The organism is Microbispora cellulosiformans, assembly GCF_008728085.1.
In the GTDB taxonomy this organism is placed as follows: Bacteria; Actinomycetota; Actinomycetes; order Streptosporangiales; family Streptosporangiaceae; genus Microbispora; species Microbispora amethystogenes.
Map to the genome: position 1 here is coordinate 390,802 of NZ_VYTZ01000001.1, position 24,676 is coordinate 415,477.

At 71.5% G+C, this 24,676-nt stretch carries 20 protein-coding genes; 6 read left to right on the plus strand and 14 right to left on the minus strand.

All coding sequences use genetic code 11. The features are described from left to right. Positions 1-29: 29 nt before the first annotated feature. From F5972_RS36860 to F5972_RS01610, 4 genes are all read right to left on the minus strand, one after another. The gene (locus F5972_RS36860; protein ID WP_191909893.1) at positions 30-167 is read right to left on the minus strand and encodes a hypothetical protein; all 138 of its coding nucleotides are present in this window, start codon (positions 165-167) and stop codon (positions 30-32) included. Positions 168-234: 67 nt separating this feature from the next. Continuing rightward, positions 235-426: a hypothetical protein gene (locus tag F5972_RS01600; protein WP_150930349.1), complete on the minus strand. Its 192-nt coding sequence runs from the start codon at positions 424-426 to the stop codon at positions 235-237. Between the two features lie 264 nt (positions 427-690). Next, complete coding sequence (locus F5972_RS01605) at positions 691-939, minus strand: hypothetical protein (RefSeq protein ID WP_150930351.1); 249 nt, start codon at positions 937-939, stop codon at positions 691-693. A gap of 188 nt (positions 940-1,127) precedes the next feature. Next, the gene (locus tag F5972_RS01610) at positions 1,128-1,847 is read right to left on the minus strand and encodes an HAD family hydrolase (RefSeq protein ID WP_150931227.1); all 720 of its coding nucleotides are present in this window, start codon (positions 1,845-1,847) and stop codon (positions 1,128-1,130) included. 395 nt (positions 1,848-2,242) lie between these two features. Between F5972_RS01610 and F5972_RS38690 the strand changes: the two genes are divergently transcribed. The 3 genes from F5972_RS38690 (at position 2,243) to F5972_RS01625 (ending at position 13,209) form a co-directional block, all read left to right on the plus strand. Further along, positions 2,243-6,373, plus strand: a complete 4,131-nt coding sequence (locus F5972_RS38690) for a LamG-like jellyroll fold domain-containing protein (RefSeq protein WP_150930353.1) — start codon at positions 2,243-2,245, stop codon at positions 6,371-6,373. 109 nt (positions 6,374-6,482) lie between these two features. Beyond that, a complete protein-coding gene (locus F5972_RS01620) occupies positions 6,483-12,767 on the plus strand; it encodes an RHS repeat-associated core domain-containing protein (RefSeq protein WP_150930355.1) in 6,285 nt (2,094 codons plus the stop codon). After that, complete coding sequence (locus tag F5972_RS01625; RefSeq protein WP_150930357.1) at positions 12,760-13,209, plus strand: hypothetical protein; 450 nt, start codon at positions 12,760-12,762, stop codon at positions 13,207-13,209. Before F5972_RS01620 ends, F5972_RS01625 begins: the two co-directional genes overlap by 8 nt. 13 nt (positions 13,210-13,222) lie before the next feature. Here the strand turns inward: F5972_RS01625 and F5972_RS01630 are convergent, their stop codons facing one another. The 3 genes from F5972_RS01630 to F5972_RS01640 form a co-directional block, all read right to left on the minus strand. Next, a complete protein-coding gene (locus F5972_RS01630; RefSeq protein ID WP_150930359.1) occupies positions 13,223-13,855 on the minus strand; it encodes an HAD family hydrolase in 633 nt (210 codons plus the stop codon). 50 nt (positions 13,856-13,905) lie between these two features. Next, positions 13,906-14,403, minus strand: a complete 498-nt coding sequence (locus F5972_RS01635) for a DUF6912 family protein (RefSeq protein WP_150930361.1) — start codon at positions 14,401-14,403, stop codon at positions 13,906-13,908. A gap of 61 nt (positions 14,404-14,464) precedes the next feature. Then, positions 14,465-15,160, minus strand: a complete 696-nt coding sequence (locus F5972_RS01640) for an HAD family hydrolase (RefSeq protein ID WP_225311086.1) — start codon at positions 15,158-15,160, stop codon at positions 14,465-14,467. Between the two features lie 226 nt (positions 15,161-15,386). Here F5972_RS01640 and phzG point away from each other — a divergent pair, with 226 nt between their 5' ends. Next, positions 15,387-16,022 carry a phenazine biosynthesis FMN-dependent oxidase PhzG gene (phzG, locus tag F5972_RS01645; protein WP_150930365.1) on the plus strand — a complete coding sequence of 212 codons (636 nt, stop codon included), beginning with the start codon at positions 15,387-15,389 and terminating at the stop codon, positions 16,020-16,022. A gap of 65 nt (positions 16,023-16,087) precedes the next feature. Here phzG and F5972_RS01650 read toward each other — a convergent pair whose 3' ends face one another. The 7 genes from F5972_RS01650 to F5972_RS01680 all read right to left on the minus strand — a co-directional run bounded on the left by F5972_RS01650 (position 16,088) and on the right by F5972_RS01680 (position 22,352). Continuing rightward, entirely contained in the window at positions 16,088-17,446 is a 1,359-nt protein-coding gene (locus F5972_RS01650) for a glycoside hydrolase family 3 protein (RefSeq protein ID WP_225311087.1), read from the minus strand. 188 nt (positions 17,447-17,634) lie between these two features. Then, a complete protein-coding gene (gene ptsP / locus F5972_RS01655; protein ID WP_150930367.1) occupies positions 17,635-19,335 on the minus strand; it encodes a phosphoenolpyruvate--protein phosphotransferase in 1,701 nt (566 codons plus the stop codon). Positions 19,336-19,570: 235 nt separating this feature from the next. Continuing rightward, positions 19,571-19,828, minus strand: coding sequence for an HPr family phosphocarrier protein (locus tag F5972_RS01660; RefSeq protein ID WP_150930369.1), 258 nt, complete (start codon positions 19,826-19,828; stop codon positions 19,571-19,573). Positions 19,829-19,852: 24 nt separating this feature from the next. Continuing rightward, positions 19,853-20,488, minus strand: a complete 636-nt coding sequence (locus F5972_RS01665; RefSeq protein WP_150930371.1) for an HAD family hydrolase — start codon at positions 20,486-20,488, stop codon at positions 19,853-19,855. A 7-nt stretch (positions 20,489-20,495) separates the two neighbouring features. Continuing rightward, entirely contained in the window at positions 20,496-20,942 is a 447-nt protein-coding gene (locus F5972_RS01670; protein WP_150930373.1) for a PTS sugar transporter subunit IIA, read from the minus strand. Between the two features lie 106 nt (positions 20,943-21,048). Beyond that, on the minus strand, positions 21,049-21,285 hold the full coding sequence (locus F5972_RS01675; protein WP_036329147.1) for a glucose PTS transporter subunit EIIB: 237 nt from the start codon (positions 21,283-21,285) through the stop codon (positions 21,049-21,051). A 32-nt stretch (positions 21,286-21,317) separates the two neighbouring features. Continuing rightward, entirely contained in the window at positions 21,318-22,352 is a 1,035-nt protein-coding gene (locus F5972_RS01680) for an SIS domain-containing protein (protein ID WP_150930375.1), read from the minus strand. A gap of 153 nt (positions 22,353-22,505) precedes the next feature. Between F5972_RS01680 and F5972_RS01685 the strand changes: the two genes are divergently transcribed. Together F5972_RS01685 and F5972_RS01690 are read left to right on the plus strand one after the other, a co-directional pair. Further along, a complete protein-coding gene (locus F5972_RS01685; protein ID WP_150930376.1) occupies positions 22,506-23,246 on the plus strand; it encodes a GntR family transcriptional regulator in 741 nt (246 codons plus the stop codon). Positions 23,247-23,272: 26 nt separating this feature from the next. Then, complete coding sequence (locus F5972_RS01690; protein WP_150930378.1) at positions 23,273-24,607, plus strand: PTS transporter subunit EIIC; 1,335 nt, start codon at positions 23,273-23,275, stop codon at positions 24,605-24,607. Positions 24,608-24,676 lie beyond the last annotated feature (69 nt).

Genomic DNA, 24,676 nt, shown 5'->3' on the forward strand with positions numbered 1-24,676 from the left:
GTATCCGTATACTCACCTACCTCCGCTGATCACCGCATTTCACCGGTGAGGCGGGCGACGGCGGCTGTCAGGCGACGGATCTCGGGCATCGTCAAGGGGAGGTGCTCTTCGTCGCCGTCAGGCTGGGATGCGGCCACGGCCGCGAGGAAGGCCAGGGCGAGCGTCACCCCAGCCTGGCGGCCAGGTTCCTGGTGAGCTCACGTCACCTGTCACCGCTGCCTGGTGGACGGGTGTTCAGCCGCCGATGCCGACGACGTCGATGTGTACCTGCCACAACTTTTGCGGAAGCGCACACCGGGGCGTGGTGTGCAGGCAGGCGTAGTCGGTCACGGTGCGCACGTCGGCGGAACCGGCGGTGCCGGTGTGGCGAGCATGGTCAGCAGGCCGACGATCGTGCTCAGGCCCAAGGTCATCCGTCTTGTCCAAGCCACGGCTATGCACCTCTCAGCGCACGCGGGACGGTGCCGACCCAGGCCGAGACACCGCACGATGGAATTCCGGCAGACGCATCGTCAACGGTGACCTTGTTGGTGTCAAGGATCGCGCCCATCGGGGGAGCCGACCGGCCGCCGAGAAGAACCCAGGCCACGGTCCCGAAACGTTCAGTCCGCGCCGAGCGCGCCGGGGAACACGAGCGGCCCGGCGCGCAGGTCGCGGCCCGTTTCCTCAGGGCCATGCGGACGGTCCTGGTCAGTTCACGTACGCCCACAGGTCGTAGGTGGGGTTCGAGGGGTCGTTCTGCGGCTGATGCGTGCTGCACCACCAGGTGCCCCACTGGCCGTTCTGGTAGCCCGACTGTCCCCACGAGATGCACAGCGAGTAGGGCAGGCTGGAGTAGACGCGCTGGAGGGTCGAGGCGCTCGCGGGGGCGGCCGAGGCCACGGCCGGGACGACGACGGCCGTGGCGAGGATCAGCAGGGCCGCGAGTCGGTGACGCACGTGATCTCCTCTGCAGAAGGTCGTGATCAGACACTCGCATTGCACGCTGCGGAGGAACGCCGGGCAACCCCCCGTGCGCCGGCCGCCGGTATGCAGCGCCGATGCCGGACGCCGTGGCACGCGACGTGCAACTTTCACCCGGAGGAGCCCGCGGAGACCGGCCTGCCCGCGTCGAGCGTGCGGGAAGGTCAGCGAACCGTGCGGTCGGCCGGGGTGGTGAGGCGGGCGACGGCGGCGACGACCTCGGAGGGGTTGGTGAGGTCGGGCAGCACGATGTCGGCGCCCGCCTCGTGGAGTTCGGCCGGGGTGGACCGGCCCGAGGCCACGGCTATCATCGCGGCGCCGCCGATCCGCGCGGCCTGGACGTCACGGGCGGAGTCGCCGACCAGCACGGTGTTGCCCGCGGTGAAGGCGGCGCCGTGCCGCTCTTTGGCCCGGCCCTGGGCGACCTGCAGCAGGGTGGCCTTGGGATAGACCTCCTCGCCGTACCCGCCCACCTCGGAATCGATCCACTTGTCCAGGCCGAAGGCCTTGAGCTTGAGGACGGCGTTGCTCTTGACGGTCCCGGTGAGCACCGACTGCACGACGCCGTCGAGGCGGGAGACGGCCTTGAGCGCGTCCCTGGCCCCGGGCATCGCGCGCCCTTCCCTGGTCAGACGGTCGCGCCGTTCGGCGAAGCAGACGGCCAGCGCGTCGAGGAACCTCGGTAGGTGATGGTCCTCGACGGCGATGCCGTTCACGGCCAGGGTCTCGAAGACGATCTCGGAGTCGGGGCGGCCCGCCGCGGGCGCGAGTTTCACCAGCGGCCGTCCCGTCACCATCCGGAAGGCGGCCGCGTAGGCGTCGCGGGTGACGATGGCGACGTCGACGAGCGTGAGGTCGACGTTCCAGAGAACGAGGCGGTTGATCGCGGCCTCCGTGGGGGTGCGTCGGGGATCGTGCCCAGCGTACGGCCCACGGGCGGGGCACACGATGCCGCGGCCGCCACCGGCATACCGGCCTGGCGAGCCGGCGGCGGCGAGTGCGCGGCCGAAAACCGGCACGACACCACACCGGACGGCCCGTTATCAACCATCGGGCATGACCGGAAAACGGCAGGGACGACATACGGAACGGCCGCAATCCCACCCCGGCTGACCCTCCGAATCAACTGATCCTAACCTCCTACGATCTGGCAAGACAAGATCTTGACAAGCCCAGTCACCGGGGGTTCCCTTAACGATCAGGGGGCCTTAACCGATTTATGTACTTTCCTTGCGGTTCTTAGCTCTCGCCCCACCTTGTCCAGAATGAGGCGGAAGTCGTGTACCGAAAGCTGGGTTCCACAGTGCTGGCCGCGGTCCTCGCGACCGGCCTGACCGTAAACTCCGGGGGCGGGACCGCGGCGTACGCGGCTCCCCGTGCCGCACAGACCGATCCGCAGCCGTCCGACGGGACGGCTCCCACCGACGAGGCGGCCGGGCGGGCGGCCCGCGAGGCCGGCCGTCCCGTCGAGGTCCTGGCCAAGCGCGGCGAGGACCGGGAGACCTACGCCAACCCCGATGGCACGTTCACCACGGTCGAGCACCTGCGCCCGGTGCGGGTGCGGCAGGGCGAGTCCTGGACCACGCCCGACACCACGCTGGTCAGGCGGGCGGACGGCTCGATCGGGCCCCGTGCGAGCACGGTCGGGCTGTCGCTGTCCGGGGGCGGCGACGCGCCGCTGGCCCGGATCGCCAGGGCCGGCCGCGAGATGTCGTTGAAGTGGCCGGGCGGGCTGCCCGAGCCCGAACTGAACGGCGACTCGGCCACCTACCACGACGTCATGAAGGACGTCGACCTCGTCGTACGGGCCGACGTGGACGGCTTCGCGCACACGCTCGTCGTCAAGACCAGGGAGGCCGCCGCGGGCGGCGCGCTGGCCCGGCTCACGCTCGGGCTCGGCGGCGCGGGCGTCGGCGTGCGGACGAAGGAGGGCGGCGCCGTCGAGGCGGTCGACGCCGCGGGCGGCGGCGCGCTGTTCGAGGCGCCCGCGGCGGTCATGTGGGACTCCGGCGCACCGACCCCCGCGCTGAAGGCGGCCACCTCGGCTCCGCTGGAGCGCGGCCCCTCCGACACCTCGAAGGTCGCCTCCCTGAACGCGGCCGTCGAGGGCGGGAACCTCACGCTCACCCCCGACCGGGCGCTGCTCGACAACCCCGAGACCCGCTATCCCGTCTACATCGACCCGGTGTGGAAGACGGTCAAGGCGTCGGCCTGGGCGTACGTGTCGCGCACCTATCCCAGCCAGTCGTACTACAAGTTCGGCGGCAAGGCCGACTCGGGCATGGGTCTGTGCCAGGGCGACTCCAAGTGTGCGCCGTCCGACGTCAAGCGCATCTTCTACCGCATGCCGACCAGCGCCTACTCCGGCAAGTACATCATCTCGGCCGACTTCGTGGCCAAGGAGACCTGGTCGTACTCGTGCGACGGCCGCACCGTGCAGCTGTGGCGCACCAAGGGGTTCGTCGAGAGCTCGACCTGGAACTCCACCTCGGACAACTGGCTGGAGCACCTCGACACCCGCGACGTGGCCAAGGGCTGGTCGTCGAGCTGCCCGGCGGGCGACGTCGAGTTCAACGCGACCAAGGCCGTCAAGGACGCATCGGCGGGCAAGTGGTCGACCACGACGTTCGGCCTGCGCGCGGGTTATGAGACCGACCCCGGGGGCTGGAAGCGCTTCGCCGACGACGCCTATCTGCGGGTCAACTACAACACCCCGCCGCCGCAGCCGAAGATGTCGGACCTGTCGATGAACCCCGGCGGCAAGTGCGTCTACTCCCCCGCGCCCGCCGTGCGCGTGCCGCCCACCATCTCGGCGGTCCTGCACGACGCCGACTCCGCCGACGCCAAGAAGGTGTACGCCGAGTTCGGCGCGACCTGGGACGGCGCGCAGAAGTGGTCGTCGGGCAAGATCGGCCCGAAGACCACCGGCTCGACCTTCCAGGTGACGCTGCCGTCCTCGATCCCCGAGAAGAAGACCATCAACTGGTACGTCCGCACCTGGGACGGCTACCAGTACAGCCCGTGGAGCTACGCGGGCGACGCCACCGCCTGCTACTTCAGCTACGACAAGAGCGTGCCGGCGGCTCCCGCGCTGTCGTCCACGGCGTACCCGCAGTCGGACCCGGAGAACGAGGACGACCCGTGGTACGACGGCGTCGGCCGCTACGGTCGTTTCACCGCCACCTCGTCGTCCACTGACGTGGTGAAGTACTGGTTCGGCGTGAACTCCAACCCCACCTCCGCCAACGAGCGCAAGCCGTCGGCCGCGGGCGGGCCGGTGACCATCGACATCGCGCCCGAGCACGCCGGGCCGAACTACCTCACGGTCAAGGCGTTCGACGCGGCCGGCAACTCCAGTGAGATCGGGCGCTACGTGTTCCGCGTGAAGGCGGGCTCCCCGGCCAAGGCCCAGTGGGCGCTGGACGAGCCGATCGACTCCCCGCAGGTGACCGACGTCTCGGGCGCGTACCCCGCGACCGTTTACGGCGGGGTGACGCTCGGCGTGGACGGCGTCTCGAAGACCGCCATGCAGACCAACGGCACCACCGGCTACGTCAGGACCGCCGGGCCGGTGCTGGACACCGCCGCCGGATTCGCGGTGTCGGCCTGGGCGCGGCTGCCCTCGGCCAAGCCCGCGCACGCCTCGATCATCGCCACCCAGATGGGCAGCCTGCGCAGCGGGTTCGAGCTGTACTACTCCTCCAGCTACGACCGGTGGGTCTTCAACCGCTACAACAACGACACGACCGACGGGTCGATCAGCCGGGCGGTCGGCGCCGCCGCGCCGCAGGGCGGCGAGTGGGCCCACCTGGTCGGCGTCTACGACGCGGTGGCCAAGAACATCAAGCTGTACGTCAACGGCCAGTTGCAGGCCACGACGGCCTACACCACGCCGTGGAACGCCACCGGCCCGGTGCAGATCGGCACGGGCTGGTACGGCAAGCTCGACGCGTTCTTCCCCGGTGAGATCGACGACGTCCGGCTCTTCGACCGCATCGTCACGCCGGAGGAGGTCGGCAACCTGTTCACCCAGCACCCGGTGGTGGCCGCGCGCTGGAAGCTGAACGACTCCGCCTCCGCCGTACGGGCCTCCACCGCCTACTGGAAGATGGACGAGGCGGCCGGGGCCGGACGGGCGGAGGAGGCCGGCGGCCGCTACCCGGCCGGACCGGCGGGCGGCGTGACGTTCGGCGCGGCCGGACGCTTCGGCAAGGCCGTGCACCTCGACGGCACCACCGGCTATCTCAAGACCACCGGGCCGGTCCTGCCCGACACCACCAAGAGCTTCTCGGTGACGGCGTGGGCGAAGCTCCCGGCGACCAAGCCGACCCACGCCGCGATCATCGCGACGCAGGCCGGCACCCGGCGCAGCGGGTTCGAGCTGTACTACTCCTCCAGCTACGACCGGTGGATCTTCAACCGCTACAACAACGACAACGACGACGACGTGATCACCCGGGCCCAGTCGACGGCGGTGCCCGAGGGCGGCGTCTGGACCCACCTCGCCGGCGTGTACGACGCGGCGAACAAGCAGATCAGGCTCTACGTCAACGGCAAGCTCAACTCGACGACGGCCTTCACCACCCCGTGGAAGGCCGGCGGCGCGGTGCAGATCGGGGCCGGCTGGTACGGCACGCTGAAGTCCTACTTCCCCGGCGACATCGACGACGTGCGGCTGTTCGACCAGATCATCAGCGACTCGGAGATCGCGACCCTGGCCTCCGGCGCCTCCCTCACCATCGCGGCCGACGACGGGCCGTCCGGGCGGCACGTCACGCTGAACGGCAACGCGAGGATCGACCAGGGCGCCGGCTGGGTCGGCACCCCGCCCGGCGGGCTGGTGCTCGACGGCGACGGCGACTACGCCGCCACCTCCGTCCCGGCGGTCCGCACCGACGAGAGCTTCACGATCGCGGGCTGGGTGACCACCGCGGGACGACCGTCCAGGGCCGCGGCGGTCTTCAGCCAGGAGGGCTCGGTCAACAGCGCGTTCACCCTGCGCTACCGGCCCGACTCGGGCGACCCGGCCAACGCGGGCGGCTACCAGATCGAGATGCCGGACAAGGACGCGAGCGGCGCGGCCCGGCCGACCGCCGAGCACTCGGCCTTCCAGTCCGGCTTCGACTGGGACCACGTGGCGATCGTGTACGACGCCTTCCAGGACGAGATGCGGCTCTACGTGAACGGCGAACTGGAGCAGGTGGAGGACACGGTGTCCTGGCGGCACAACGTCATCGGCTTCAACGCGGGCAAGGGGCTCCAGCTCGGCCGCAGCAAGGCGGACGGCGCGTGGGGCGAGTACTGGCCCGGCGTGATCGACGACGTGTGGGCCTTCCAGGGCATCGCCACCGAGGAGCAGATCCAGATGCTGGCCGGCGGCGTCGAACTGGCCACCGACTCGAACTTCTGACAGCAGGCGACTCGAACTCGAACCAGGCCCGGCCGCCGCACGGCGGCCGGGCGGGAGGTTGCGTATGAACGGGTTCCCCCACCCGAAGAGAGGTTCCCGCCGCCACCCCGTGAGCCGCCTGTTGACCCGGCGGTCGCGGCAGCGGTTCAGACGCGGGGTCGCCGCGATCACGGCGCTGGTCACGGTCGCGGCGTCGCTGGTCGCCCAGCCCGCCCAGGCGGCGGCGCCGGACGCGGGACGGCCGGAGGTGAAGAGCGCCGAACGCGTGGTCCGCGGCGAGACGCTCGGCGTCAAGCCCCGCCGGCCCGACCCGGCGGGCACCCCCGCCAAACGGCGGCCGGCGTCCGGAGAGGTGAAGGTCACCTCCCCCGCCACCGTACGGATGCTCGACCGCGGCGCCGCCGAGCGCGCGGGCGTCGACGGCGCGCTGTTCACCGTCACCCCCTCCGCAAAAGAGACGGTGACCAAGGACAGCGCCGCCAAAGAGGGTGCTGCCAAGGACACGACGAGCGTCACGGTCGACTACTCGGCCCTCGCCGACGACTTCGGCGGCTCGTACGGCAGCCGGCTGCGGCTGGTCCGGCTGCCCGCGTGCGTGCTGACCACCCCCGACCAGCCGGCCTGCCGTACGGAGACGCCGGTCCCGGCGCGCAACGACGCGGCGAACGGCACGCTCACCGCCACCGTCCCGGCCGCCCCGGCGGAGGCGCCGGCCGGGATGGCGGCGGGGGCTTCGGCGCTCGCGGGAGAGCAGGCGACCGTGCTGGCCGCGGTCTCCGGCGACTCCGGCGACAAGGGCGACTACAAGGCCACCAAGCTGTCACCGTCGGCCACCTGGACCGTGGCCGAGCAGTCGGGCGACTTCTCCTGGTCCTATCCCCTGCGGGTGCCGCCCGTCCCCGGTGAGCTGGCGCCCAAGGTGGAGATCGGCTACTCCTCCGGCGCGGTGGACGGCCGCACGTCCAACACCAACAACCAGCCGTCCTGGGTGGGCGAGGGCTTCGACTACTGGCCCGGCTACATCAAGCGCGCCTACAAGCCCTGCGCCGACGACGGCGCGCCGAAGGACCAGTGGGGCACCCCGCCCGGCGACCAGTGCTGGGCGTACGACAACGCCGTGATCAGCTGGAACGGGCGCGGCGGCGAGCTGATCCAGGCGTCCGACGGCACCTGGCGGATGAAGAACGACGACGGCACCCGCGTCGAGCGCCTGAAGGACACGGCGAAGGCCAACGGCGACGACGACGGGGAGTACTGGAAGCTCACCACCCCCGACGGCGTGCAGTTCTTCTTCGGGCTCAACCGGCTGCCCGGCTGGAGCAGCGGCAAGCCCGAGACGAAGTCGGCCTGGACGCACCCGGTGTTCGGCAACGACACGGACGAGCCGTGCCACGCCTCCACCTTCGCCTCCTCGTGGTGCCAGCAGGCCTACCAGTGGAACCTCGATTACGTCGTGGACCCGCGCGGCAACGCGATCTCGTACTACTACCAGCAGGAGGGCAACCACTACGGCCGCAACCTCAAGCCCGAGGACGAGACGCCGTACGTGCGCGGCGGCTGGCTCGACCGCATCGAGTACGGCCAGCGCTCCGACACCCTCTTCACCGCCAAGGCCCCGGCGCGGGTGGTGTTCGGCGTCTCCGAGCGGTGCCTGAAGACCGACGCCTTCGACTGCGACCCGAGCAAGATCGGCTCGAACCCCACCAAGTGGCCCGACGTGCCGTACGACCTGAACTGCGCCTCGGGCACCGAGTGCAAGGGGACGCACGGCACACTCGCGCCCACGTTCTGGTCGCGCAAGCGGCTGACCGGCGTCACCACACAGGTGATCAAGGCGGACGGCACCTACCGCGACGTGGACGACTGGGCGATCGACCACCTGTGGGGCGACGCGGACATCGACCAGGCCCTGCTGGTGAAGTCGATCAGCCACACCGGCCGCGCGACGGGCACCCCGGTGACGCTCCCCGCGGTGACCTTCAACCACGTGCAGCTGCCCAACCGGGTGGACAAGCAGGGTGACGACATCCCGCCATTCATCAAGTACCGGCTCGGGGCGATCTACGACGAGTCGGGCGGGCAGATCGACATCAACTACTCCGACGCCGACTGCGCGCTCGGCTCGCTGCCCACGCCGCAGACCAACACCCGGCGCTGCTTCCCCGTCAAGTGGTCGCCCGCCGGGTACGCCGACCCGATCACCGACTGGTTCCACAAGTACGTCGTCACCCAGGTCGTGCAGACCGACCGCACCGGCGGGTCGCCGGACGCGCTGACGACGTACGAGTATCTCGACGGCGCCGCCTGGCACTATGACGACGACGACGGCATGACCAAGGAGAAGTACAAGACCTGGTCGCAGTGGCGTGGCTACGGCCGCGTACGGGTGCGGACCGGCGGCTGGAACGACCTGCGGTCCCTGGTCGAGACGCGCTATCTGCGCGGCATGGACGGCGACCGGGCCGGGCCGAGCGGCGGCACGAAGAAGGTCACCGTCTCCGACGACGAGGGCGGCAGCGTCGTCGACGAGGACCCGCTCCAGGGCTTCGAGCTCAAGCGGACCGAGTACGAGGGCGTGAACGGCCCGGTGGCGGTCAAGACCGTCAACACGCCGTGGCACCAGGAGACGGCCAAGCGCACCCGCAGCTGGGGCACGGTCACCGCGAACATCGTCAACGTCGCCACGGCGCACACGTGGACCGCGATGGACGGCGGCGGCTGGCGGGAGACCGAGACGTCGACGAAGTACGAGCCCGTCGCCGGCCTCGCCACCCAGATGGAGGACAAGGGCGACCTGTCCACCACCGCCGACGACCGCTGCACCCGCACCACCTACGCCCAGAACACCAAGGCGTGGATGCTGAAATATCCGTCCAGGGTGGAGACCGTCGCCGTGCTGTGCGCGGCCACCCCCGACCGGTCCAAGCAGGTCGTCGAGGACGACCGCACCTTCTACGACAACGGCGCCTTCGGAGCCGCGCCGACCAGGGGCGACATCACCCGGGTCGAGACGATCGCCGCGCACGACGGCACGACGGCGACGTACGTCGCCAAGGAGGTCTCGACCTACGACTCCTACGGCCGCGAGCTGACCACGAAGAACGCGGGCGGCCACGTCACGACAACGGCCTACACCGACACCCTCGGGCTGAACACGGGCGTGAAGGTGACGGGCCCGCCGGTGGTCCCCGGCGACGCCGCCACCGCCCACGTCACCAGTCAGGAGAAGGACCCGGCGTACGGGTTCGAGACCGTGAAGCTCGACGCCAACGGCAAGCGCACCGACCTGGACTACGACGCGCTCGGCCGGCTGCTCAAGGTGTGGATGCCCGACCGGTCGAAGGCGGGGGGCCAGACTCCGAACCTGGAGTTCGGCTACCGCATCGTGGACGGCCAGATCGTCGCCATCGGCACGAAGAAGCTCGACGCCGAGGGCGGGCAGACCCCGCCGACGTACGAGCTGTACGACGGGCGGCTGCGGCTGCGTCAGACCCAGGAGCCGGGGCCGGACGGCGGCCGGCTGGTCACCGACAAGTTCTACGACTCGCGCGGCAACGTGGCCCGCGAATACGGCCAGTACTACTCGACCACCGCCCCCGCGACGAAGCTGTTCGGCGCGTACGACGGCGACGTCGAGTCGCAGAAGGTGTTCGACTACGACGGCCGCAACCGGGTGACCCTCGAACGGTTCCTCGTCGGCAACGGCGAGACCAAGGAGAAGTGGCGCACGGTCACGAGTTACGGCGGCGGGCGGGTCACCGTCGACCCGCCGACGGGCGACACGCCGGTGACGACGCTGACCGACGCCCGCAACCAGGTCGTGGAGCTGCGCCAGTACAAGGGCGACTCCCCCACCGGCGACTACGACAAGACGACGTACACCTACACGCCGGCGGGCAAGCTGTCGACGGTGAAGGACCAGGCGGGCAACGTCTGGACGCACTTCTACGACCTGCGCGGCCGGGAGACCGAGGTGCGCGACCCCGACAAGGGGACGACGAAGACGACGTACGACGACCTCGACCACGTGCTGACCACCACCGACGCGCGCGGCAAGGTGATCTTCAACGTGTGGGACTCCATGGGCCGCAAGACGGAGAGCCGCGAGGGCTCGGCGACCGGCCCGCTGCTCGCGGCGTGGACCTACGACACCGTGCGCAAGGGACAGGCGTCCAGCGCCACGAGGTACGCGGGCGGCCAGGCGTACACGACCACGTTCAACGCCTACGACAACCTCTACCGGGCGATCCGTACGACCGTCACGGTCCCGTCCACGGAGGGCGCGCTCGGCGGCAGCTACGTCTTCGACACGCGGTACAAGCTGGACGGCACCGTGCAGTCGGCCACCTATCCCGACGCGGGCGGTCTGCCGGCCGAGACGGTCGTCTACTCCTACGACGACCTGCGCCGGCCGACCACCATGTCGGGCCTGTCGCCGTACGTCACCGGCTCGATCCACAGCCTCACGGGCAAGCCGGAGCAGTACGAACTGTCGACCGGCGGCAAGAAGACCTGGTTCACCTACTCCTACGAGTACGGCACGCAGCGCCTCCACTCGTCCCGGGTCGACCGCGAGGACGTGCCGGGCGTGGACCGCGACGCCACATACACCTACGACGACGTGGGCAACGTCGTCTCGATCTCCGACGTGTCCCGCACCGGCACCGACACCCAGTGCTTCGGCTACGACTACCTGCGCCGGCTCACCGAGGCGTGGACGCAGGGCACCGGGACGTGCGCGGGCACGCCGAGCGCGAGCATCGTCGGCGGCGTCGCGCCCTACTGGCAGTCGTTCGGGTACGACGTGACCGGCAACCGCACCAAGGAGGTCGAGCACGGCGTCGGCGGCACGGCCGACACGACGCGGATCTACGGGTACCCCACTCCGGGTTCACCGCATCCGCACGCCCTGTCGGGGGTGACCCAGACCGGCGGCGCGGGCGCCCGCACCGAGTCCTACTCCTACGACGAGACCGGCAACACCACCGGGCGCACGATCGGCGGCACGGCCCAGACTCTGGAATGGGACGTCGAGGGTCACCTGGCCAAGGTGACCGAGGGCGCGAAGGTCACCTCCTTCCTGTACGACGCCGACGGCAACCGGCTCATCCGGCGCGATCCCGGCGGCACCACGCTGTATCTCCCGGGGATGGAGCTTCGCCTGGACAAGGCCACCGGCAAGACCCAGGCGACGCGTTACTACACCCACGACACCGCGACGGTCGCGGTGCGCACCACCTCGGGTGTGAAGTTCCTGGCCGCCGACCAGAACGGCACGTCGGAACTCGCGATCGACGCGGCCGACCAGTCGCTGACGCAGCGCCGGTTCAAGCCCTTCGGCCAGTTGCGGGGCTCGCCCCCGGGCTCCTGGCCGGGTGAGAAGGGCTTCGTCGGCGGCACCGTGGACGAGTCGACCGGCCTCACCCACCTCGGGGCGCGCGAGTACGACCCCGCGACCGGCCGGTTCATCAGCGTCGACCCGATCATCGACCCGCACGACCCGCAGCAGATGAACGGCTACGCCTACGCCGGCAACAACCCCATCACCTTCACCGACCCCGACGGCAAGTTCTGGGGAAGCTGGCTGGCGATCCTGCTGGCGCTGATGCGGGCCCTGCTGGCCCTCCTCAACCACGGCGGCGGGGGCAGCGGGAACCACGGCGGCGGCGGAAAGCACGGCGGCGGCGGCTACACCGGTGGCGGCGGCGGCGCGCCGCACCGCTCCGGCCCGGGCTTCGGCGCGACGGTCAAGAGCAACACCCTGTCGAGCGTCGATCCACGCAAGTTCACCGCCCTGGGCTGGCTCGCGTACGGGCTGGGCGGCCCCGCGGACATGCTCAACACCTGGGGGGAGAACTTCAAGGAGAGCCGCCGGGTCATGGCCGGCGTCTACAAGCTCAAGTCGGTCAGCTATCCGGAGGGCAACTGGCTGACGAAGTGGCTGTGGCAGGGGCTCAGCAAGTGGTACGACGCCAAGTCCCTCCGGGTCGAGGCGCGCGGCATCAAGTGGGGCTCCCGGCTCGGCAAGGCGGGCAAGTTCGTCGGCAGGTTCGGCGTCGTCGCCACCTTCGCCGACGGCGCGCTCACCCAGTGGAACAGCGACTCGGGCAAGGACGTCAACACCGGCGAGAAGATCGCGCGGGCGACCATCCGCGGGGCGGCGGTCGCGGGCGGCTCCTACGCGGGCGCCACGATCGGGGCGGCCGCGTGCAGCCCGGGTGTCGTGCTCGCCGCCGTCTGCGGCGCCGCGGGCGCGTACATCGGCGGTATGGTCGGCGGCGTGGTCGGCGACACCGCGATAGCGGCCTACGACCACCTCCGTCAGCCGGTGATCAACACCGTCAAGTCGGTGGGCTCGGGTATCAAGAAGGGGTGGAAGAGTGTCTTTGGCTAGCGTGACGGGCGCTCTGTCCGGGGCGGCGGGTCTCGCGGCCGCCCCGGCCGAGGTCGCGGGCTACCCGCACGCGCCGGTGTGGGCGGTGCTCGCCGCCGCCCTGCTCGCGATCCTCGGCGTCGTCAACCACGTGAGGTTCGTCCGGAGCGGGCCGGACAGCACCTGGGCGGCCCGCTACTTCGACACCGACAACCCCAAGGAGCTGCGCAACCTGCCGTTCGCGCAGCTCCCCGGGGCCGTCATGCTCGCGATGTGGGCCGTGATGCTCGCCTACACCCGCGTCTCCGGGCAGGAGACCTGGGACGCGGTCATGGGCCTGTTCCTGTTCGCGTCGTTCGTCTTCGGCGGTGTCGCGGTCAAGCGGCTCTACCGGCCGCCGCGCAGGGCCAAGCCCCAGTGGCTCCTCGACGAGGAGGAACGCCAGGCCCGCCGGGGCGCGTGAGCCCGGGCGGCCGTCAGACGAAGTCGAGGGCGTCGGCCAGCGAGTCGACCACCGGGACGCCGACGCCCTCCAGGTCGGACCGCCGCGTCATGCCGCCCGTGTAGAGGATCGCGCGGGCGCCGACGTGCAGGGCGGCGTGGGCGTCGTCCACGCTGTCGCCGATGACGACGACCTTCGCCGAGTCGATGCCCAGGGCCCGCAGGTGCTCGACCATGTGCTCGGCCTTGTGGCCCCCGGACGCCGAACGCAGCCCGTCGACCCGGCGGAAGTGACCGTCGATGCCGAACTCGCCGACCTTGCGGACCAGCCGCTCGTGGCCCCACATGGACAGCAGCGACTGCGTGCGGCCTGACTCTTCCCAGGCGCGCAGGCTCGACTGCGCCCCCTCGGCGAGATTGCAGACCTCCATCAGCCGGTGGTAGTGCTCGTGGAAACCCGTGTCGAGCAGCTCCCACTCACCCTCGCGCAGCGGCCGGCCGAGCATGCGCTCGTACGCCACCCAGATCGGGCGGGTGTAGACCTCGCGGAAGCCCTCCACGTCGTACGGCCCGAGGCCGTACGACTGGAAGAGCTCGTTGGTCGCGCCGATGACGGCGTCGACGTCGTGGAAGAGCGTCCCGTTCCAGTCCCAGACTATGTGTGTCATCTCGTCTCAAGCTTAGACGGCGCCTGTGACGAAATCGTGAACGGCGCCGGTCAGCTCAGCAGATCGGGGATCTCCTGCGTGGCGTACCAGAGCAGTTCGTGGTCCTCCACGCCGTCCACGACGAACCGCGCGTCGTCGTCCCCGGCGTCGGCCGCGGGCAGTGCCGCGATCGCCGCCTCGACGTCCGGCACGGCGGCCGGGTCGTCCACGTGCACCGCGGCGAGCAGCTTCAGCGGGACCGGCTCGACCACCCGGACATGGGCGCGCTCCTTCAGGCCGGCGCCGGCCTTCACGGTCTCGTCCGGGACCTCGGCCGCGAGGACCACCCGCCGGGCGGCCCCTTCTTCCTGACCGGCGGCAAGCAGGCGCAGCGAGGCGCGGGCGGCCTCGGTGAGCGCGACGTACTCCAGCTCCTCGGTGTCCCCCGAGGCGTACCACTCGACCAGCGCGGGGGTGACCGCGAAGCCGTTCAGCGGAGCCGGACCCAGCTCACCGGCGGCGACGACGCGCGCCAGCGCGGGCAGCGTGGACGGCAGATACACGCGCATGCGTTCCTCGACTCGATATAGGTGCGGCCGGGACACCCCCGGCCCGTCCCTGCGGCTGAATTTACCGACCGGGGGGCTGTTCCGCGGAGCGTGCCGCGCGCAGCGGCAGGCCGAACAGGCGCTCCATCTCGGCGATGGTCGCCACGGGGTCGGTGTGGTGGACGCCGACCAGCCCGACGGCCCGGGCCGCCGTGATGTTCTCCTCGATGTCGTCGACGAACACGCACTGCCCCGGCTCCAGCGCGAGCAGGCCGAGCGCGTGGTGGAAGATGCGCTCCTCCGGCTTGCGCATGCCGACCTCGCCGGAGATGACGACGGCGTCGAAGATGGCCTCCCAGCCCTCGCGCGTGTAGTGGTCGCCCCACGAGTTCGACACCAGGCAGGTGCTCAGCCCCGCGACGCGGGCGAGGCGCAGCATCTCGTTCATCTCCTCGACCGGCCGGAACCCGGAGAACATCCGGGTCAGCAGGCCGTCCGCCTCGGGCGGGCCGCCGTCGAGGGTCAACAGGCGGGCGGCCAGGTCGCGCTCGAACTCCAGGATGGGGATCTCGCCGCGCTCCAGCGCGTGGATCGGGTTCTCGACGACCGACCCGGCACCGGCCTCGCCGCCGGCCCCGTAGGCCTGGGTGACCAGCGCGCGCATGACCTCCCGGTAGTGCCGGGGGTCGATCCGGTCGGCCTCGATCCACTCCACGAGGGACTCGGTCAGACTCGTCGTCAGAACCCCGCCCCAGTCGATCAGCACACCCTTGAGCACCGCACCTCCCAGCCGACGTGCCTCAAATATAGGCTTCCGCGGGGACAGCGCAGGCATGGAGGCCGGTGACCTGCTCGGTGGTGAGGACCTGAAACCGGGGACACGTCGGCGGTCACCTCGCCGCGCACACCCGGGGCCTGGACCGGCGAGAGCGGCCGGGCCAGCGAACCGACCGCGCTGGACCTGCCACGCTGGTGCTCGTACTTGTGAGAACAAGGAGGCGCGCATGACCGCACACGCCGACACCCTCAGCGGCGACGCCGGACTGGCCCTGCCGGAGTTCGACGCACCGCCCGCCGACCCGATCGCGCTGCTGACCGAGTGGCTCGACTCCGCCGTCGAACGCCAGGTGCGCGAGCCGCTGGTGGTCAGCCTGTCGTCGGCGGACGCCGACGGGCGCCCGTCGAGCCGGATGATCCTCCTCAAGGGAGTCAGCGAGCGCGGTCTGCTGTTCGGTTCGCACCACGGCAGCCGCAAGGGCCGGAATTTCGCCCAGCGCCCCTGGGGTGCGATGACGTTCTACTGGCGCGAGACGCTGCAGCAGATCACCGTCGACGGGCCGGTCGAGCGGATCGGCGACGAGGAGTCCGACGAACTCTTCCATGCTCGCCCGCGGGCCGCGCAGGCGACCACGGCCGCCTCGCAGCAGAGCCACCCGCTCGACGATGCCCAGGAGCTGCGCGACCGGGCCGGGAAGCTGGCTGCGGGGGACGCGCCGGTGGCCCGGCCGGCCGGCTGGGGTGGGTACCGCCTGGTCCCGCACCGGATCGAGTTCTGGCACGGCAGCCCAGATCGGCTGCACCGGCGGCTCGCCTACCGGCTGATCGATGGCCGCTGGACGGCGCAGCGGCTGCAGCCGTGACCCGCGGCCCGGTGGCGCCGGCACCACCGGGCGTCGCTTGAACAGGGGCTACTCGCTCGGCGGGGTCAGCGGGACTGGGCGAAGACGCGCTGGGCCACCTTGAGGTGCTCGGGGGACCGCAGCGCGCCGGGGTCGGTGCGGATCGGCCCGAAGAGGCCGCGCCTCTCCTTCAGCCGCAGGATCCGCAGCACCGACTCGTTGATCCTGCTTTCGGAAATCCGCCCCGACTTGACCGCCTTCAGGATGGCGTCGTACGCCTTCGGGAGGTTCGGCGGCATGAGGAGCATGTCGGCTCCGGCGAGGACGGCCCGCACGACCACCTCACTGTCGCCGTACTTCTTGCGTACCCCGGCCATGTCCAGCGCGTCGGTGCTGATCACGCCGCCGAAGCCGAGTTCGTCGCGGAGCAGGCCGGTGAGGATGCGGTGCGACAGCGTCGCCGGGTCTCCGGACGGGTCCAGTTCCGGCATCACCACGTGCGCCGACATGACGACGTCCACGCCGTGGGCGATGGCCGTACGGAACGGCGGCGCGTCCAGCGTCCGCCACTTGGACATCGTGTGCTTGATGACCGGGAGGCCGGTGTGGCTGTCGACGGAGGTGTCGCCGTGGCCGGGGAAGTGCTTGGCGACGGAGGCCACCTTCGCCGCGTGGAAGCCGTCGACGGCCGCGCCGACCATCGGCGCCACCTTCTTGGGGTCCGAGCCGTAGGCGCGCGGCCCGATGACCGGATTGCGGGGGTTGACGTTGACGTCGGCGACCGGCGCGAAGTCGAGGGAGATGCCGAGAGCGCGCAGTTCCTCACCGGTGACCCGGGCGACGTCCCGCGCGTTGGCCGTCTGGCCGGTCGCGCCGATCTGCGCCGCTCCGGGAAGCTTGGTGACCAGGGCCCGGAGCCGGGAGACGATGCCGTTCTCCTGGTCCACGCCGATCACGAGCGGCGCGCCGCCGTCCTCGCGGGCCGCCTCGCGCAGGCCGGTCGTGAGCGCCGCCACCTGCCCGGCCCCCGACACGTTGCCCGCCCAGTCGAACAGGATCACCCCGCCGGGCCGGAACTTCTCCACGACCTCCGCCGGCGTCGCCACGCCGTACCGCGCCTGGTTCTCCTTGCTCGGCGCCCCGGCCTTCGGGCCCCACACCACGACGGTGAACAACTGCGCGACCTTGTCCCGCAGGCTCATCGCGGCGAGCGTCCGCTCGGCCAGCCCCTTCGACGACCCGCCCGACGACCCGTCCGATGACGACGTGGCCGGAGTGGTGTCGGTAGAGGCGGCGGAGCCTGCGGTGGAAGCGGCGGAAGCGGCGGAGGAGGCCGGCGCGGACGCACCCTGCGAGGTCTGCGCGCCCACGGCGCCGGTTCCGGACGAGCATCCGGCCACGAGGAGGGCGGCGAGCATGACCACGCCTTGTCTGAGTGCTGGCACGCCTTTTACCGTAACCGCACCTCGGGCCTGCTCACCCACCGGCTCGCGAACCTGCTGTGACCCGGCGGTGAACCGACTCCCGGACCGGCTGGGCACCAGCTCGCAGACGGCTCCCGGACCGGCTCCCGGACAGGCGTGGGCGGCGGGACGAGGCGCCCGCCGCCCACGCGGTACCGATCAGATACGGGTCAGAGCCCGAGGTCCTCCAGGCCGGGCAGCACCGCACGCGCGGCGGCCTTGGCGTCCCCGGCGGAGACGGCGAAGCGGGCCGCCACGGCGGCGGAACGGCACTCGCCGAGCGTGTGCCGGGCCAGCGCGGCGCGCACCCACGGGAGCGCGGGAGCGCCCATCGACAGCGAGGTCACCCCCATGCCGACGAGCACGCAGGCGAGCACCGGATCGGCCGCCGCCTCGCCGCAGACCCCGCAGCCCTTGCCCGCCTCCGAGGCGGCCGAAGCCGCCATCGCGATCAGGTCGAGCACCGCCGGATGCCACGGGTCCTGCAGCCCGGCGACGGCGCTGACCTGGCGGTCGGCCGCGAGCGCGTACTGCGTGAGGTCGTTGGTGCCGATCGAGAAGAAGTCGACGGCCCGGATGAGGTCCGCCGCCCGCAGCGCCGCCGACGGCACCTCGATCATGATTCCCGCGCTGTCCAGCCCCGCCGTACGGCAGGCCTCGGCGAACCACTCGGCCTCCTCGGCCGTGGCCACCATCGGCGCCATGACCTGGACCTTGGCGGAGGCGCCCGCCGCCGCGGCGGCCAGCGCGCCGAGCTGGGCGGCCATGATCTCGGGATACCGGCGGAACATCCGCAGGCCGCGCTCCCCGAGCGCGGGGTTCGGCTCCTCCTCAGGCGGCGGCAGGAACGCGAGCGGCTTGTCGGCCCCGGAGTCGAGCGTGCGCACCACCACCCGGCCGCCGGGGAACGCCTCGAACACCGCGCGGTAGGCCTCCTCCTGCTCCTTCGCGGACGGCGCCGACGCACGGTCGAGGAAGAGGAACTCGGTGCGGTAGAGGCCGACGCCCTCGGCGCCGTGTTCGAGGGCGCCCGGCAGGTCGCGCGGGCCGCCGATGTTGGCGAGCAGCGGCACGGCGTGACCGTCGGCGGTCGCGCCCGGGCCGTCGGCCGCCGACAGCGCCGCGCGCCGCGCCTCGACGGCCCGGCGGGCCGCCGCGACCCGGTCCGGGCCGGGGGCGAGCAGCACCTCACCCGAGCCGCCGTCCACCAGCACGGGCGTGCCGGGGGCGATCGCGGTGGCGCCCGCGCAGCCGACGACGGCGGGCACGCCCATCGCGCGCGCGAGGATCGCGGTGTGGCTGGTCGGCCCGCCCTGCTCGGTGACGAACGCGGCGACCACGTCCTTCGACAGCAGCGCGGTGTCGGCCGGGGCGAGGTCCCTGGCGACGAGCACGAACGGCTCGGCGGCGCTCGCCGGCACGCCGGGCATGGGCAGGCCGGTGAGCACGGCGATCGTCCGGTCGCGGATGTCGTCGAGGTCGGTCACCCGCTCGGCGAGGTAGCCTCCGGCCGCGGCGAGCAGGTCGCGATACTTGCCGAAGGCGTCGAAGACGGCGCGCGGGGCGGCCACGCCCCGATCGATCAGCGCGCCGACCTCCGCGGCCAGGCTGGGATCGCGGGCCATCAGCGCCTGCGCGCCGAGCACCTCCTGGGCCTCCCCGCCCGCCCTGGCGCCGCGCGCCTCGAGGTCGGCGGCCACCTCCTCGACCGCCCGCTCGGCGCGGGCCCGCTCGGCGGCGGCGTCGCCGCCGTGCCGCGACTCCTTGTCGGGCTCGGGGATCTCCCCCGCCAGCACGTGGGCCGGGCCGTACCCGGCGCCGGGGCTGACCGCCGTGCCGGTCAGCGACCCCAGGCCGGTAGACGACCCCATGCCGATAGACGACCCCTCAGCGGTAGATGACCCCGCGGCGGTCGCTCTGTCACCCGATCCCGAGCCGGGCGCCTTCCGGCCCGTCTCTCCGCCCCCCGTGAGGGTGCCCGGGCCGGTCACCCTGTCGCCCGCTTCCGGACCGGTCACCCTGTCACCCGCTCCCGTGAGCGGCCCCGGGCCCGTCGCCTCGCCGCCCGCCGGCGTCCGCCGTGTGTTCACCTCGCGTCCGCCGGCGTCAGGGGGCCGCGGCGATCTGGGCGAGTTCGTCGAGCAGCGCGTCGGCCCCCTCGCCCTCCGCGCTGATGACGATCGACTCCCCCTGTCGTACGTCGAGCGCCAGCACCGACAGGATGCTCTTCGCGCTCACCGGCGTGCCGCCCGCCTTGGCGATGGTGACGTCGTACGACGCCTTCGCCGCGGTCTGCACGAACGTCGCCGCCGGGCGGGCGTGCAGCCCGACCTCCGACGTGACGCTGACTCTGCGTTCGGCCACGTTTCCTCCTCTGCGGGCGGTGGTCTAGACCGCCGGTGGTTCCGTCAAAGGCCAGTCAATACCCGACATGTCGGGGATTACCAGATCCGCATGCGACAGTTCATCCGGGTGATGCGTGGTCGCCACCGCGACGCAGGTCATACCCGCCGTCCGGGCGGCCTCGATGCCCGCGAGCGAGTCCTCGAACACCACGCACGCGGCGGGGTCCACCCCGAGCAGGCCCGCGGCCAGGAGATAGCCGGACGGATCGGGCTTGCCCACGGTCACGTCCTCGGCGGACACGATGGTCCGGACCACCTCCAGGATCCCGATCTCGGTCAGCCGCTCCACCGCCCAGTCCCGATCCGCGGAGGTCACCAGCGCGAGCGGAGATCCGTGCCCGGCGACCCGCAGGACCAGGTCGGCCGCCCCCGGCACGGGCACGATGGCGGGCAGATCCGGATGGTCGTAGTAGGTGGAGATCTCGTCCATCAGCGCCCGCGGATCCATGTCGGGGAACACCTCGGGGATGACGTCGGAGCCGCGGCGGCCCATGAAGCGCCGCAGCAGCGTCTCGTCGTGGGCGATCCCGTGGTTGTCCAGGAGCATCCGCCACAGGGCCCGGCTGCGGATCTCGGTGTTGATCAGAGTGCCGTCGAGGTCGAAGAGCGCGGCCTTCATGACGCCGTCACGACCACTCGAACAACGTGTCGCCCGCGTTCACGCTGCCCTCGGCGATCCCGCCGACCGCGTCCCGCACCGCGTCGAGCGCCACCACCGGGCAGACCGGCGACCGGCCGCCCGCCTCCACGACCGCGGGGTCCCACGCCACCACCGGCTGACCGGCCCGTACGCGGTCGCCCTCGGCGGCGAGCAGGCGGAAGCCCTCCCCCTTGAGCTGGACGGTGTCGATGCCGAGATGCACCAGCACTCCCCTGCCGTCGTCGCCCACCACGACGTACGCGTGGGGGTGCAGTTTCACGATCGTGCCGTCGATCGGGGCCAGGGCCTCGACGGGCTCCCTGCGGGGATCGATCGCGGTGCCGGGGCCGACCATCGCCTGGGAGAACACCGGATCGGGCACGGCGGACAGCCCGATGGCCGCCCCCGCGACAGGGGCGAGAACAGTCGTCAATGAAGCGCCCTTCCCTGATGTGATCCGGGCAGGCGTCACGTCAGGAACCGCCGGAGACCCGTGAGGGACGGGTGAGGGACCGGCGGACCCGTCGTGACCTGCCGGTCTAGCCGATGATGTCCTCGATGTCACTGGCGATGGTGTCGGCCTCGGGGCCCACCACGACCTGGACGACGTTGCCCGCGGCCATCACTCCGTGGGCGCCGGCCGCCTTGAGCGCGGCCTGGTTCACCTTCGACGCGTCGTGCACCTCGGTGCGCAGCCGCGTGATGCACGGCTCCACCTCGATGATGTTGTCGGCGCCACCGAGCCCGGCGATGATCGCCTCGGCGTCTGCAGCCATGGGGGTCCTCCTGTATTCGATCGGCCTGTCGTTCAGTCGGTCTGGGTGACCTTCTTCAGACCGCGGGGGGAATCGGGGTCGATACCGAGCCTGCGCGCGAGCGCCTCGGTGAGCAACTGCCCCGGGACGATGAGTCCCAACGGCGCCACCCACTCGGGCAGGTCCGGACCGTTCAGCGCGGCGGTCGAGGCCGCGGCGAGCCGCTCGCCGCCCCCGACGCCGTACGCGGCGGCGCCCGCGCCGGTGACCCGCTCGGCCAGCGCGACGGTGCCCGCGAGGGTGGGGCCCTGCCCGGACGCGACCAGGATCGCCGGGGTGTCGGCGTCCACGACCGCGATCGGGCCGTGCAGCAGGTCGGCGTACGAGAGGCCCATGGCGTGCAGGTAGCACGCCTCCTTGAGCTTGAGCGCGAGCTCCAGCGCGGTCGAGAACGCCAGCCCGCGGCCGGAGACGACGACGCCGGGCTTGTCGGCCAGGCCCTCGACCACGGCGTCGAGGTCGCCGGGGTCGGAGACGAGCTTCTCCACGGCGTCCGGCACCCGGCGCAGGTCGTCGGGGTCGACGTCGGCGCCGAGGCCGATGGCGAGCACGGCCAGCGCGGCGAGCTGGGTCGTGTAGGTCTTCGTGGCCGGGACGGCCTTCTCCTCGCCGGCGAGCGTGCACAGCGCGAGGTCGGCCGCCTGGGCCAGCGGCGAGTCCTCGCCGCCGTTGGTGACGGCGACGGTCCGCGCGCCGCAGTCCTTGGCCCACTGGAGGGTCTCGACGATCTCCTCCGTACGGCCCGACTGGGACAGCCCCACGGCCAGCACGCCATCGAGGTCGAGCTTGCGGCGGTAGGTGGTGGCGATCGAGGGGGCGCCCAGCGCGGCCAGCCGACCGGCCCGCGCCTCGATCAGGTAGCGGCCGTAGACGGCCGCGTTGTCCGAGGTCCCCCGGGCGACGAACAGCAGGTGCCGGGTGCCGCGGGCGACGGCCTCGACCTCGCCGGTCCGCGGGAGCAGGGCGTCCAGCGTCGCCCGGATCGCCGCGGGCTGCTCGGCGATCTCACCGCGCATTCTGGTCGTCATAGGTGATCATCCCCCGCTTGGCGAGATTTGTCTGTTATGGATCCGTCGCCGGCCCATACATTGACACATATTTCCCGGCTGTGGTCTAGTCCGGACTAGACCAGTAAGAACCTTAACTTATCCACACGATCCGGAGCGAGAGGGGAGGGATCAGTGGCCCAGATCGACCCGGACAGCCCGGTGCCCAAGTATTTCCAGCTACGGGAGATCCTGCTCGACCTCATCGAGAACAACGAGCTGCCGATCGGCGCGGCGATCCCCTCCGAACGTGACCTGAGCCAGCGCTTCGACCTGTCTCGTATGACGGTACGGCAGGCCGTCGACCACCTGGTGTCCGAGGGGCGGCTGCACCGTGTGCCGGGCAAGGGCACGTTCGTGGCGCGGCCGAAGATCGAGCTGGCCCTCCAGCTCACCTCCTTCACCGACGACATGCGGGCGCGCGGCATGGAGCCGGGCTCCCGCGACCTGGACCGGCGGGTGGTCCGGGCCAGTGCCCACCTCGCGCGGCAGCTCGGCATCCAGCCGGGCGACGCCGTCCACTTCATCGAGCGGCTGCGCACGGCGGACGGGGAACCGCTGAGCATCGAACGGGCGCACATCCCGGTCAAGCTCGCGCCCGACCTCGATGAGTTCGACCTGACCGGACGATCCCTGTACGCCCTGCTCGAGTCGCGCTACGCGCTCGTGATGGACGCCGGGGAGCTGACCATCGACGGCGGCGTCGCCGATCCGAGCGACGCCGACCTGCTCAAGCTGCCCCGGGGCGGGGCCGTGCTGCTGCTGCAGCGCCGGTCCTTCGCCGGCGGGGTCTGCGCCGAACTCGGCGTCTCGACCTATCGGGCCGACCGCTACCAACTCCGGACGCTCCTCGGAGCCCCGGCCAGACGCCTCTAGCAACCCCCATCCTGGAGGAACAGCCCATGAGTTCCACCTCCGCCGACGCGGGCCTGCCCGCAGCACCCTCGGGCCAGAACGCGCTGATGACCGCGCTGTCCCGCATCGGCCGCTCCCTGATGCTTCCGATCGCGGCGCTGCCCGCCGCGGCGCTCCTCCTCCGGATCGGCCAGGACGACCTGCTCGGCCGTACGGACAACGCGACCCTGGACAAGATCGCGCAGGTCATCGGCGGCGCGGGCGGGGCCCTGTTCGACGCGCTGCCGCTGCTGTTCGCGGTGGGTGTCGCGGTCGGCTTCGCCCGGCGGGCCGACGGCTCGACCGCCCTGGCCGCGGTGGTCGGGTACCTCGTCTGGGACCGGGTCACCCACCTGATGTTCTTCGACGCCGCCGCGGACGCGGCGGTCCACAAGAAGGTGGCGCAGTCCGTCCTGGGGGCGGACGGCAAACCCGCCGAGGCGCTCAACCTGGCGTCGGCAAATCCGACCGGAGTGCTCGGCGGCATCCTCATGGGCCTCGTCGCGGCCGTCCTGTGGCAGCGGTACTACCGCACGAAACTCCCCGCCTACCTGGCCTTCTTCGGCGGGCGGCGCTTCGTGCCGATCCTCACGGCGCTGTCCGGGCTCGTCCTCGGCGTCGTCTTCGGCCTGATCTGGCCGACCATCGGTGAGTGGCTGTCCAACTTCGGCAGCTGGCTGGCGAACAATTCGGCATTCGGCGCGGGCATCTACGGGATCGTGAACCGGGGCCTCATCCCCTTCGGCCTGCACCACTTCGTCAACTCGATCGTCTGGTTCACCGTGCCGGAGTGCACCGTCGGGGCCACCCACGCCGCGGGCGACCTGAACTGCTACTTCGCCGGGCAGGACGGCGCCGGCGCGTTCATGGCGGGCTTCTTCCCGGTCATGATGTTCGGCCTGCCGGCCGCCGCGATCGCGATGTGGCGGGCCGCACCGCCGCACCGCCGCGCCACCGTCGGCGGCATCATGATCTCCTCGGCGCTGATCTCCTTCGTCACCGGCATCACCGAGCCGATCGAGTTCGCGTTCATCTTCGTGGCGCCGGTGCTGTTCGCGGTGCACGCGCTGCTCACCGGCGTCTCGATGGCCCTGGTGGCGTTCCTGGACGGACGCCTCGGCTTCGGGTTCTCCGCCGGAGCCATCGACGCCGCGCTGAACGCGACGAAGGACAACACGCACAACTTCTGGCTGATCATGCTGATCGGTGTCGTGTACTTCGTCCTCTATTACGTGATCTTCAGCTTCCTCATCAAGAAGCTGAACATCATGACGCCCGGCCGGGAACCCGAGCCCGATGTGGACTCCGGGGAGAGCGCCGAGACGGCGCGCGCCCGCGCCTGACGCGTCACGCCCCCTTTGTGGGGAACAGGGGCGCCCGGCGATCCCGGGCGCCCCTGTCGCGTTCTCCGC